At 71.9% G+C, this 12445-nt stretch carries 10 protein-coding genes; 2 read left to right on the forward strand and 8 right to left on the reverse strand.

All coding sequences use genetic code 11. The annotated features are described in order from the left end of the window. Positions 1–72 precede the first annotated feature (72 nt). The 3 genes from AB4Y83_RS05765 to pafA form a co-directional block, all read right to left on the reverse strand. Entirely contained in the window at positions 73–459 is a 387-nt protein-coding gene (locus tag AB4Y83_RS05765; RefSeq protein ID WP_442296276.1) for an FKBP-type peptidyl-prolyl cis-trans isomerase, read from the reverse strand. A 55-nt stretch (positions 460–514) separates the two neighbouring features. Further along, a complete protein-coding gene (locus AB4Y83_RS05770; RefSeq protein WP_442296277.1) occupies positions 515–1510 on the reverse strand; it encodes an FKBP-type peptidyl-prolyl cis-trans isomerase in 996 nt (331 codons plus the stop codon). Between the two features lie 134 nt (positions 1511–1644). Continuing rightward, the gene (gene pafA, locus AB4Y83_RS05775; RefSeq protein ID WP_442296278.1) at positions 1645–3036 is read right to left on the reverse strand and encodes a Pup--protein ligase; all 1392 of its coding nucleotides are present in this window, start codon (positions 3034–3036) and stop codon (positions 1645–1647) included. A gap of 296 nt (positions 3037–3332) precedes the next feature. Here pafA and AB4Y83_RS05780 point away from each other — a divergent pair, with 296 nt between their 5' ends. Then, positions 3333–4559, forward strand: coding sequence for a hypothetical protein (locus tag AB4Y83_RS05780; protein ID WP_442296279.1), 1227 nt, complete (start codon positions 3333–3335; stop codon positions 4557–4559). Between the two features lie 111 nt (positions 4560–4670). Here AB4Y83_RS05780 and prcA read toward each other — a convergent pair whose 3' ends face one another. The 5 genes from prcA to AB4Y83_RS05805 form a co-directional block, all read right to left on the reverse strand. After that, complete coding sequence (prcA, locus tag AB4Y83_RS05785) at positions 4671–5501, reverse strand: proteasome subunit alpha (RefSeq protein ID WP_442296280.1); 831 nt, start codon at positions 5499–5501, stop codon at positions 4671–4673. Further along, a complete protein-coding gene (gene prcB, locus AB4Y83_RS05790; RefSeq protein ID WP_442296281.1) occupies positions 5498–6331 on the reverse strand; it encodes a proteasome subunit beta in 834 nt (277 codons plus the stop codon). Before prcB ends, prcA begins: the two co-directional genes overlap by 4 nt. Continuing rightward, positions 6328–6534, reverse strand: a complete 207-nt coding sequence (locus AB4Y83_RS05795) for a ubiquitin-like protein Pup (RefSeq protein WP_056756869.1) — start codon at positions 6532–6534, stop codon at positions 6328–6330. The genes prcB and AB4Y83_RS05795 overlap by 4 nt, the downstream gene beginning before the upstream one ends. Before the next feature lie 606 nt (positions 6535–7140). Then, complete coding sequence (dop, locus tag AB4Y83_RS05800) at positions 7141–8661, reverse strand: depupylase/deamidase Dop (protein ID WP_442296282.1); 1521 nt, start codon at positions 8659–8661, stop codon at positions 7141–7143. Positions 8662–8739: 78 nt separating this feature from the next. Further along, positions 8740–11322 carry a lysylphosphatidylglycerol synthase domain-containing protein gene (locus AB4Y83_RS05805; RefSeq protein WP_442296283.1) on the reverse strand — a complete coding sequence of 861 codons (2583 nt, stop codon included), beginning with the start codon at positions 11320–11322 and terminating at the stop codon, positions 8740–8742. Positions 11323–11427: 105 nt separating this feature from the next. Here AB4Y83_RS05805 and AB4Y83_RS05810 point away from each other — a divergent pair, with 105 nt between their 5' ends. After that, a complete protein-coding gene (locus AB4Y83_RS05810; protein ID WP_442273494.1) occupies positions 11428–12426 on the forward strand; it encodes an alpha/beta hydrolase in 999 nt (332 codons plus the stop codon). Positions 12427–12445 lie beyond the last annotated feature (19 nt).

The following is a 12445-nucleotide window of genomic DNA, read 5'->3' on the forward strand; positions in this document are numbered from 1 at the left end:
CGCCGCGAGCGAGTCGAGGAGGGAAGGCGTGACGTCAGGCGCGCCCAACCCGGCGAGCGAAGCGAGCCAGTGTCATCTGACGTCGTCGAGGTCGACGACGAAGATCAGCGTCTCACCGGGCTTGATGGCAGCGCCCGCGCCACGCTCGCCGTAGGCGAGGTGGGCCGGGATCGTCAGCTTGCGCCGACCGCCGACCTTCATGCCCTCGATGCCCTTGTCCCAGCCGGGGATGACCATGCCGACGCCAAGACGGAAGTCGAGGGCGCTGCCGCGGTTCCAGGACGAGTCGAACTCCTCGCCCGTCGAGTGCGCGACGCCGACGTAGTGTGCGCTGACCGTGTCACCGGCCTTCGCCTCGCGGCCGTCACCCTCGATGATGTCCTCGACGACGAGGTCGGCGGGCGCGTCACCCTCCGGGAAGTCGATCTCGGGCTTCGTGCGGTTCGGGTCGAGTGCCATGCTGCGTGTTCCCTTTCGTCCGTGAACTCGGTCGGTGGTGCGGTCGGTACCGCGGTCAGTAGGCGTCGAGGATGTCGACGACGAAGACGAGCGTGTCGGTGCCGGAGATCTTGGGCGCGCTGCCGGCCTTGCCGTAGCCGTCCGCCGGCGGGATGACGAGCAGCACGCGGCTACCCACCTTCTTGCCCACGAGGGTCTTGTCCCAACCGGGGATGACGCCGCCGACGCCGATCGGGAAGTCCGCGGCCGCGCCACGCTGCCACGAGGAGTCGAAGACGCTGCCGTCCTTCCAGAGGACGCCGTGGTACTGGGCGCTGATGGTCTGGCCCTTCTGGACCGTCGCGCCGGCGCCCTGGATGAGCGTGGCCTGCTGCGTCGTCGTCGGGGCCGTCGTCTTGGGCACCGTGACGGTGGGCTCCTTGGTCGGGCCGTTCTTGAACTCGACGGTGGGCAGGCCTGCGGGCGCGGCCGTCTGGGTGCCGTCGACCTGCGTCAGGGGCGTGTGGACGTCCTGGATGTCGGCGACGACGACGATGGTGTCGGTGCCCTTGACGCCGAGCTGGTCGTTGCCGGCGGTGCCGAAGCCCTTCTCGGGCGGGATCGTGAAGGCGATGCGGCCACCCTTGGTGGCACCGACGAGGCCCTCGGTGAAGCCGGCGACGATGTCGGTGCGGCCGAGGCGGTAGGCCTCCGCGGACCGGCCGGCGGCATAGCCGTCGTCGATGAGCTTGCCGCTCGTGCCGTTGTAGATCTGGGCGCGCAGGCGCACGGTGTCGGCCTTGGTCGCGGCCTTGCCGGTGCCAGGGGTCAGCACCTTGTGCTCGACGGCCTTCGAGCTGATCGGCGTCGCACCGAGGGCGACCTTCGGGGCCGTCTTGAGGTCGACGGCGCCGGTGGCGGTGACGCTCTTGAGGGCAGCCGAGGCCGCGACGGTCGTCGTGGCGGAGCTTGAGGAGCCGGACGAGCTGGACCCGCAGGCGGCGAGGGTGGTCAGGCCGAGGGCAGCGATCAGGGCAACGGCCGTGCGAGCGGCCGGACGGTTGGGGCGCACAGGGGAAGACTTTCGATCGGGGCGGGCGGGTGTGGAGGTCCCGCAGGGCAAATCCCAGCCACTGTAACGCTCACCCTTGTGCGCGCCTCACAGCGCACTGACAGGTCCGCACAGCTCCGGTGGGCACCCGTGGGTCAGAGCGGGCGCTGGATCGTGGGCGACCTGTCGATGGTCTCCATGAGGCGCTCGACCCGCTCGTCCACCGAGCGGAACGGGTCCTTGCACAGCACGGTGCGCTGCGCCTGGTCGTTGAGCTTGAGGTGCACCCAGTCGACCGTGAAGTCGCGGCCGTGGGCCTGCGCGGCACGGATGAAGTCGCCGCGCAGCTTGGCCCGCGTCGTCTGCGGCGGGCGCACCTTCGCCTCGAAGATCTCGACGTCGGAGGAGACGCGGGCCGTCCGCCCGTGGCGCTGGAGCAGGTAGAAGAGGCCGCGCCGCCGGTTGATGTCGTGGTAGGCGAGGTCGATCTGCTGGATCCGCGCGTCGGTGAGCGCGAGCCCGTGCTTGGCGCGGTAGCGCTCGATGAGGCGGTACTTGATGACCCAGTCGATCTCCGTGTCGATCGCGGCGAGGTCACCCGACCCGATGGCGTCGAGGGCCCGGCCCCACAGGTCGATGACCTGCTTCGTGTCCGGGCTGTCCATGCCCTCGCGGTCGACGAACTCGATGGCCTTGTCGAGGTACTCGCGCTGCATGTCGAGGGCCGACAGCTCGCGGCCGTTGGCGAGCCGGACGGTGGCCCGTCCCGTCGGGTCGTGGCTCATCGTCCGGATCGCGCGGATGGGGTTCTCCATGGAGAGATCGCGCATGACGACGCCCGACTCGATCATCCGCAGGACGAGGTCGGCACTGCCCACCTTGAGCAGGTTGGTCGTCTCGGACATGTTGGAGTCGCCGACGATGACGTGCAGGCGGCGGTACTTCTCGGCATCGGCGTGCGGCTCGTCGCGGGTGTTGATGATGGGCCGACTGCGGGTCGTCGCCGACGACACGCCCTCCCAGATGTGGTCGGCGCGCTGGCTCACGGCGAAGCTCGCCCCGTGCGCGGTGGCGACGACCTTGCCGGCGCCGCACGTGATCTGGCGGCTGATGAGGAACGGGATGAACATGTYGGAGACGCGCTGGAAGTCGCCCGACCTGCCGTAGCAGTAGTTCTCGTGGCAGCCGTAGGAGTTGCCGGCGGAGTCGGTGTTGTTCTTGAAGACGAAGATCTCGCCCTCGACGCCGTCGTCACGCAGCCTGCCCTGGGCGTCCTCGACGAGGCCCTCGAGGATGCGCTCCCCCGCCTTGTCCTGGATGACGAGCTCGCGCACGGAGTCGCACTCGGCGGTGGCGTACTCCGGGTGGGACCCCACGTCGAGGTAGAGCCGGGCGCCGTTGCCGAGGAAGACGTTGCTCGACCGGCCCCAGGCGACGACGCGGCGGAAGAGGTAGCGAGCGACCTCGTCCGGAGTCAGCCGACGCTGGCCCTGCGTGGTGCAGGTGACGCCGTACTCGTTCTCGATCCCGAAGATCCGCCGCTCCATGAACCAACTCTAGGCGGCGGGTCCCGCGGCCGTCGGGCACGACCACCCGTCGGCGCGGCTGCTCTCGCCCACCCGGGCGCGAGTAGACATGCCGAGCCACCCGCCCGAGGCGCCGGCACGACCCTCCCAGGGGGTGCCGACGGGCGCGGGGGCGGTCCGTGTCTCGGTGTCGCGACGATCGTTCCGGCACGGTGTCCCACAGGACGACGTCTGTGATAGTCAGTCTGGTGTGGCTGTCACAATGGCTGCTGTCCCCTCTTGCCGTACCCCTCCACGATCCCCTGCATTGGACGGAAATGATCGACAGACCGCACTTCAAGTTCTCCCGCCGCGGCTACGAGCCCGAAGAGGTTGACTCCTTCATCGAGTCGCAGAACCGCACCCTGCAGGCGGCCAAGAAGGATGCCGCCGAGCGGAGCGTCGAGCTGACCAAGCTCAACGCGGCCCTCACCGACCTCCGGGGACAGCTGGGTCAGCAGTCGCGGGTCATGGCCGACCTCAAGAAGAACAGCTCGCCCGCCCCGGCTCAGACGTTCGCCGACCTCGGTGAGCGCATCGCCCAGATCCTGGCGCTCGCCGACCAGGAGGCCGGCGAGATGCGCACCCGGGCCAACGGCGAGGCCGACGAGATCCGCGAGCGCGCCAACCGGGCCGCCTCCGAGCTCAAGGCGACGACCGCGACCTACGCCGAGCAGGCCCGCGCCCGCGCCGACGAGGAGGCCGTCCGCATCATCGCGCAGGCTAACCGCGAGGCTCAGGCCATCGTGGCCGAGGCCCAGAGCGTCACCGCGGCCCAGCGGCAGGAGGCCGCGGCGGAGTACGAGTCGCACCGCCTCAAGGCCTCCACCGCCTCCGCCGAGCTCGAGGTCAAGCTCGCTGCGCGCCGTGAGTCGGCCGACGCCGAGTTCGAGGCCCGTCGCCAGCAGCAGGAGGCCGCGCTCAACGAGAGCGAGTCCCGCCTGCGTCAGCTGACCGAGCGTGCCGAGCACGACGCGCACGAGATGCGCGCCAGGGCCGAGCGCCTGCTCGAGAACGCCCAGGCCCAGTCCGACCAGATCGTGTCCGAGGCGCGCGACCACGCCTCGCGCCTGCGTGAGGAGTCCGACCGCGAGCTCGCCGCCGCGACGGCCCAGCGCGACAGCATCACCGCGCAGCTCGGCAACGTCCGTCAGATGCTCGCCACCCTCGGTGGCGGTGCCCTCATGGACACGCTCGGTGCCCCGGACAAGCCGGCGCAGCCGCCGCAGGTGGCCGACGTCCAGCAGCCGGTCCCGGCCGTCCAGCAGGCGTCGGATGCCGACGACGAGAGTGCCGAGCAGACCTCCCCCGACGCCGTCCCGTCCGAGGCCAAGCGGGCCGAGCAGGCCGACGAGGATGCTCAGCCCGCGGCCGAGGCCGACGCCGAGCAGGGCGACGAGGAGCAGGACGACCCAGCCGGCAAGAGCTCGTCGTACGGCTCGGACCAGTCGTCGTACTACCAGCGCAGCGCCTCGAGCGACCGGGTCGGCGCGCAGCGCCGCTGACGCGTCGTCGTCGACCCGGAGCCGGGGTCGCGGCACACCGCGCGACACGAAGGCCGCCCACCTCTCGGKGGGCGGCCTTCGTCGTGTGCACCTCGATGCGGTGGTCGGCTGTCAGGAAGGCGGTGTCGGGGATCCGGGACCGTCCGCGGGGCTCGCTGAGCTCGCCGAACCGCTCTCTCCCGCAACGGTCTCCGTCGACCCCGGACCGGCAGTGGCCTCGACGGCCCCAGGCGCCTCGACGGCCCCAGGCGCCTCGACGAGCAAGCGCGTCAGCAGCGGACCGACGATGCGTCGGAACGAGCGCCGGGGACGGTCGCGGTCGAGCACGGCCACCTCGAGCTGGCCCTCGTCGAGGGCGCGGCGCTCGCCGTTCTCGCCGGCGCCGAGCACGTCGACGGCCAGTCGCAGGACCTCGGCCAGGGTCATGCCCGGCCGCCACCCGGTCCCGAGCCGCTCCTCGGCGGCGTCGCTGGCGCCACCCATCGCCACGAAGCCCTGCTCGTCGGCGACCGACCCGTCGTAGGTGAGCCGGAAGATCTGGTCGGTGTCGCTGTCGACCCCGACCTCGGCCACGACGATCTCGATCTCGAACGGCTTGGACTCCTGGGTGAACACCGCCCCGAGCGTCTGGGCGTACGTGTTCGCGAGGGCCCGAGCCGTGACGTCGGTGCGGTCGTAGGAGTAGCCGCGCAGGTCGGCATACCGGATGCCGGCGACCCGCAGGCTCTCGAACTCGTTGTAGCGACCGACCGCGGCGAAGGCGATGCGGTCGTAGATCTCCGACACCTTGTGCAGGGCTCGCGAGGGGTTCTCGGCGACGAACGCGATGCCGCGGTCGTAGCCGACGACGATGACCGAGCGTCCACGCGCGATCCCCTTGCGCGCGAAGTCGGCCCGGTCCTTCATGACCTGCTCGGGCGGGACGTAGAACGGCATGCTCATCGGGCGCCTCCCGGGTTGTCACGACGGGCGGCCACGACGCGCTGCACGTGTCCCTCGAGGACGTCGGACGCGACGAACCGAGCGCCGGAGTGGTCCACCACGGCGACGGTCGGCCAGATCTGGCGGCCGAGGTCAGGGCCACCGGTGGCGGAGTCGTCGTCGGCGGCGTCGTAGAGCGCCTCGATGGCGACCGACACCGCCTGCTGCTCCTCGAGACCCGGCCGCCACAGCTTCTTCAGGGCGCCGCGGGCGAAGACGGATCCCGAGCCGGTCGAGTGGTGACCACCCTCGATGTAGCAGCCACCCGTGACGTCGTAGGAGTAGATCCGCCCGGTGGCCGACTCGAGGTCGAAGCCGGCATACGTCGGGACCACGGTGAGGCCCTGCATGGCGAGGGAGAGGTTGCCCCGGATCATCGAGGCGAGGCGGTTGGCCTTGCCCTCGAGCGACATGATGGCGCCCTCGATCTTCTCGTAGTGCTCGAGCTCGACCTGGTAGAGCCGGACGAGCTCGATCGCGATCCCGGCCGTGCCCGCGATCCCGACGACGCTGTAGTCGTCGGCGGCGAAGACCTTCTCCATGTCCCGGTTGGCGATGACGTTGCCCATCGTGGCGCGGCGGTCGCCCGCCATGACGACTCCCCCGTCGAAGAGCAGCGAGACGATGGTCGTGCCGTGCGGCGCCTCGATGCTCGCACCTGAGGGCAGGCGCCGACCCGAAGGCAGCAGCTCAGGACGGTAGGCGGAGACGAACTCGCTGAACGACGAGGATCCCGCGCTGAGGAAGGCGTCGTCGAGCCGGCGAGGCCGCCCCGTGGACCACTGGGTCACTGGCCGCCCTTCTGCACGAAACCGCGGACGAACTCCTCGGCGTTCGACTCGAGGACACCGTCGATCTCGTCGAGGACGCTGTCGATGTCGTCGGACAGGCCCTCCTTGACGGCAGCGCCGGCGGGCGCGGTCGGCGGTGCCTCCGGTGTCTCCGGCGGCTCCTCGTCACGACGCTGCGGCTTGACGTGCTCCTGACCCGGCATGGCTACCTCCCAGACGTGAACGACCTCGTCCCCCGACCCTAACCCGTGTGCGCCCCGCGGTCCGAGCACCCACCGCCGACGGTGGACACGCCTCTCCCCCGGCGCTGCTCATGACGGCGCCCGGGAACCGACGGCTGCCGGCGGGTGGCGCCGACCGACACGGTCGGCCGCGGCTCGGCGAGATGGCTCCAGGACACCCCGGGTGGGGCCCGGACGAGCTCGGACTCGCACCGTGCCTTGCGGGGCTGGGATGCGGGCGGTCGTGCTGCTCGGCCGCGACGCCGCGCACACGGCCGCTCCACCACGCGTTGCTCGAGGCCGCCGCCGAGCCGGCTCCGGGGCTCCGGGGCTCCGGACGTGCGCACGGGCTCCGGAGCAGGTATGCCGCCCACGGCACCCGGGCGGTCACGCGGGGCCACGTGCGCGCCGCGGTGGCCGGACGGCATCCGCACGCATGACGGCGCAGTCGTGCTCGTCGGGACCGACCCGGTCCGGCTGGGCCCTCTCGGGCTCACGCTGTGGGACGAGCTGCCGGTCTCGAGGACCGCGCCGTGGAGGCACTCGTGCACGCTGGGGTGCTCAGGGCCGAGTAGGCCGTGGCGTTGCCTACTCGGGCGTGGCCAGGCCGCGGAGCAGCTCGCCCACGTCGGCGCTCTGCTCGAGCAGCGTGCCGACCTGCGCCCGGGTGCCGCGCTCCGGCTCGAGGATGGGGACCCGCTGCAGACTGGCCCGACCCGGCACGTCGAAGACGACCGAGTCCCAGCTGGCCGAGAAGACCTGGCCGGTGAAGCGGCGGACGCACTCGCCGCGGAACCAGGCGCGGGTGTCCTCCGGTGGCGTCGTCTGGGCCGCCTTGACCTCCTCGGGCGTCACGAGGTCACGGAGCAGCCCGCGGTCACGCAGCCGGTGCACGAGCCCCTTCTCGGGGCGCACGTCGGCCCACTGGATGTCGATGGCCGCGAGCCGGTGGTCGTCCCAGGCGAGGCCGTCACGGGCGCGGTAGCCCTCGAGGAGCTGCAGCTTGGCGACCCAGTCGAGCAGGGGCGCACACGACATGACGTCGCGCCCGAGACCGGTGAGGACCTCCTCCCACAGGCCCATGACCTCTGCGGTCGCCTCGGCCTCGGGGTCGTCGCCGCGCCGGTCGAGCCAGACGCGGGCGGCTTCGAGGTACATCCACTGGAGGTCGAGCGCCGTGATGCTGCGTCCGTCGACGAGCTCGACGGTGGCGGTGAGCGTCGGGTCGTGCGAGACGGTCTGCAGGGCGGCGACCGGTCGGCGGACCGACCAGTCCGCGGTGAGGTGGCCGTCCTCGATCATCCCGAGCACGAGCGACGTCGTGCCGGTCTTGAGCAGGGTCGCGACGTCGAGGTGGTTCGCGTCGCCGATGATGACGTGGAGGCGCCGGTAGCGGTCGGCCACGGCGTGGGGCTCGTCGCGGGTGTTGATGATCGGGCGCTTGAGGGTCGTCTCGAGGCCGACCTCGGTCTCGAAGAAGTCGGCGCGCTGGGAGATCTGGTAGCCCGCTCCCCTGCTGTCGACGCCGATCCCGACCCGGCCGGCACCGCAGACCACCTGACGCGTCACGAAGAACGGGATGAGGTGCCGCACGATGTCGGGGAACGCGGTGCGCCGTGGCATGAGGTAGTTCTCGTGCGTGCCGTAGGACTGGCCCTTGCCGTCGGCGTTGTTCTTGTAGAGGTTGACCGGCGGCTGCCCTGGACGCGCGGCGAGCAAGCGCACCGACTCGAGCGCGATCGCGTCGCCCGCCCGGTCCCAGGTCACGGCGTCGCGCGGCAGTGTGACCTCTGGAGAGCTGTACTCGGGGTGGGCGTGGTCGACGTAGTAGCGGGCGCCGTTGGTCAGCACGACGTTGGCGAGCGTCGGGTCCTCGATGTCGGTCAGCTGGCTCGGGTCGGCGGTCTGCCGGTCGAGCTGCCAGCCGCGCGCGTCGCGCAGCGGGTCCTCGAAGGCGTAGTCCCAGCTCGACTGGTTGGACCGGATCCCCTGCGCGGCGGCGTAGACGCTGATGACCTGGCCCGACAAGAACATCGGGTTGGCCATCGGGTCGCCGGGCACGGAGATGCCGTACTCGGTCTCGAGCCCCATGATCCGCCGCACCGTCATGGCCCGACGATAACCGTCCCGACCGCGCGCGCCGCGTCCGGTCTCGTCCGGACCGAGGGCGTACGCCGTCCGACCCGGCTAGATGGCCCCGACCTTCTGCAGCCGGTTGAGCGAGAACCACCCGAACGGGATCGGCAACCAGTAGGTCGCGAGCCGGTAGAGCAGGACGGACGAGACGGCGGTGCCGCTGTCGACGCCGATGGAGATGAGCCCGAACGACATCGCGGCCTCGATGCCGCCGAGGCCACCGGGCGTCGGGACGGCCGAGCCGACGATGGCGCCGGCGAAGTAGACGACAGCGATGGATGCGACGGGCGCATCGGCACCGAAGGCCCTCGTGGCGCACACGAGCGCGGCGACGAACGACATGTCGAGCAGGAGCGCCCCGGCGAGCAGCTGGGTGAGCTTGGCCGGGTGCTGGAGGACGGCGAGGACCTGCGGGACGGCCGACTTGACCTGCGGGAGCACGCGGTCGGTGAGCAGGGCCCGGACCTTCGGCAGCGCGAGCAGCCCGAGGGCGAGGATGACGACGACGAGGATCGCCGCGACGAGCACCGGGGACGGGCTGAACGAGACCGCCGGGCCGGTGCCGGCCAGGACACCGGAGATGACGAGCAGGACGAAGTACGAGCAGAACTGGGCCACCTGCGCGACGCCGACGCTGGCACCGGCGATCGTCGGGGACAGGCCGGAGGTCTGCAGGTAGCGGGTGTTGAGCGCGATGTTGCCGACGGCGGCCGGGGCGACGAGGCCGCTGAACGCCACGGCGAGCTGCGTCATGTAGGTCCGGATGAACCTGAGGTGGATCTGGACGGCGCCGGCGAGCGCGATGGAGGCACCGGCGAAGGTGGCGGCCGCGAAGAGCAGCAGCAGGGCGGCCCAGCGCCAGTCGGCCGTGCTGACGACCTGGCCGATGTCGACCTGGGCCAGCTGCGTCAGGAGCAGGTAGCCGGCGATGCCCCCACCGAGCAGCGTGACGACGCCGCGCGCCGAGATGCGACGCAGCTGGACGGGCTCGACGGCCTCTGCCTTGGGGCGCAGGGCGACCAGCCGCTCGCGCAGCTCCCCCATGACCGACTTGGACTCCTTGAGCGCCACGCGCGCGTCGGGACTCAGCGCGACCGGCTGGAGCACGGGAACGGCCCGTAGGACGGCGTCCTCGCCGAGGGCTGCGACGGCCGAGTCCACGGTCCGCTCGGGGCCGACGGCCAGGGCCACGGTCGTGAGCAGCTGGGCGAGGTCGATGCGCAGGCTGATGTCGTCGGCCGCGACGTCCCCGCTGCCGAGCCGGGACAGGGCGACCCGCCCGTGGTCGTCGACGAGGATCGTCGACGGTCCGAGCTGCCGGTGCACGAGGCGACGTCGGTGCAAGGTGGCGGCCAGCCGCCAGATCGCGGCGAGCCGGGCGTCGTCGAGGTCCCCGTCGACCTCGGTGAGCGGGGTGCCCTGCGGCTCGTCGTAGGCGATGACGGCCGAGAAGGGACCGACCTCGGACACGGCGACGGGCCGTGGGGCGCGGATGCCGGCGTCGTGCAGGGCCAGACCCATCAGGGTCCGGTGCTCGATCTCGGAGCGCAGCGTCAGCGCGGGGGGTCGGGTGAAGCCGCTCCGCAGCCGCAGCACGCGCAGCAGGCGCCGACCCGAGGCGAGCCCGAAGGTGTCGCGGTCGATGACGTGGACGTCGAGCGTCCCGTCGTGGGTGGTCCCGATGTAACGGCGGTCACCGGCGTCGTTGGCGTCGATGAGCTCGAGGCGGGTCAGGGGCACACCGCCCGCGACGAGCACCGCGGCGACCTCCACCCCCGGTGGACGGGTGGAGTTCACGCCGAACACCAGGCGGAAGGTGAGGCCGACGATCCAGCCGAGCAGGAGCGAGCTGACGAGGGCCGCGAGGGTCATGGCCCCCGAGAGCAGGGTCGTGACGAGCGTCGCGATGACGACCACCGTCGCGATCGGCGAGATCCACTTGCGGCCGGAGATGTCGGCGACGGTGAGCAGCGCGACCATCGAGACGATGACGATGTCGAGCGGACCGGTGCGGCCCGTCGCGGTGGGTCGGGTCAGCACGTCGGTGACGAAACCGCCGTTGCCCGAGTGGACGAGCACGGCGAGGACGATGACGAGGACACCGCCGACGACGGCGGCACCGAGCGCCTGGATGAGCTGCATGGGGCGACGGCGCACGAGCAGGTCCGCGCCCACGCCGATCGGCAGGAGCAGGACGCCGATGCCGCTCATCCAGCCGAGCAGCGTGAGCAAGAGCCGGGGAAGCCCGCTCGTCGCGTCGGTGAGGTCCTGCTCGACCGCACCGCGCGTGCCCGAGGCGACATCGGCCGCGACGAGACCGAGCACGAGCAGGACGACGGCAGCGGCCAGGCGGACGCCGTCGACGGGACGGCGCACCCGTTCGGGGATGGGTGGCTCGATGACCTCGACGCCGGGCAGGCCGTCGTCTCCGGTCGTGGCTCCGGCCTCGGCTGCCGCCTCGACGACCGGCTCCGCCGCCGTCGCGTCTGCGCGCTCCTCACGCTCCCCGGCCTGCTCCTGCACGTGCTCCGCCGTCCGGCGCATGGTCTCCCCCGTGGTGTCGTCCGATGCCTCGGTGGGTCGGGAGACGGCCCCGTCCGTGGGGGGCTGCGTCCTCTCCGAGTCGCCGGGCATGGGCCAATCCTGCCCGAGGCGCGGCCCGAATGGCCGCAGCGTCGCCGTGCGGGCGTGCGTGCGCCCGGTGCGCCGACCATCAGGAAGCGGTGCGAGACTGACGCCGTGACGGTCACCGACTCGTGGGACATGCCCCTGCGCACCAAGCTGCTCGCTCGCGTGCTGAGCCGCACCCGCGACGGTTCCCGGATGCTCTCCGGTGACGAGATCGCCCGCAGCAGAGCGTGGTTCGCCCCTGCGCGGCTGCCCTTCACGTGGGTCACGGGTCCGGTACCGGCGGGGGTCGAGATCGCGGAGACGAGCTTCGCCGCCCGGGACGGCCACCCCGTCGCCGTACGCACCTACCGTCCGAAGGACGCCGCGGGTGAGGCCCTTCCCGCGATGCTGTGGTTCCACGGAGGTGGCTGGGTGCTCGGCAACACGCGGGGATACGACCCGATCTGCGCCTGGATCGCCGACCGCGCCCGGGTGGCCGTGCTCAACGTCGACTACCGCCTCGCCCCGGAGCACCGGGCACCCCAGGCCGCCCACGACTGCATCGACGCCGCCCGCTGGGCCGCGTCCGACGCCGCCGGTGACGGCGTCCGGCACACCGGTCTCGGTCTCGCGGGCGACTCGGCCGGCGGTAACCTCGCGGCCGTGGCCGCCCAGGTGCTCCGCTCCGAGGGTGGTGCCGACGTCGCCTACGAGGCCCTTGTCTACCCGGCCGTCGACGCGACGATGAGCTCGCCGTCCGTGGCCCAGCACTCGGCCGCACCGATCCTCACCCGCAGCGACATGGACGCGTTCCTCGCGCACTACCTCGGCGACGGCGACGATGCCCTCGACCCGCTCGACCCCCTCGTCTCCCCGCTGCACGCCCACGACCTCACCGGACTGCCCGCCACGCTCGTCCAGACGGCCGACCTCGACCCGCTCCGCGACGAGGGGACGGCCTACGCCGAGGCCCTCCGCGCAGCTGGCGTCGAGGTGCAGCACACCAACTACCCTCGCGTCCCGCACGGCTTCATGAGCTTTCCCGGGGCCACCCGGGTCGGCGGCGCCGCTCGCGCGGAGCTCGCCCAGTGGGTCGCCCGGCACGCGCGACCGGGAACGGTCGGATAGTCTGCGAACGCACGCGAGT

Origin of the sequence: Terrabacter sp. RAF57, from assembly GCF_052113925.1 — a bacterium.
In the GTDB taxonomy this organism is placed as follows: domain Bacteria; phylum Actinomycetota; class Actinomycetes; order Actinomycetales; family Dermatophilaceae; genus Terrabacter.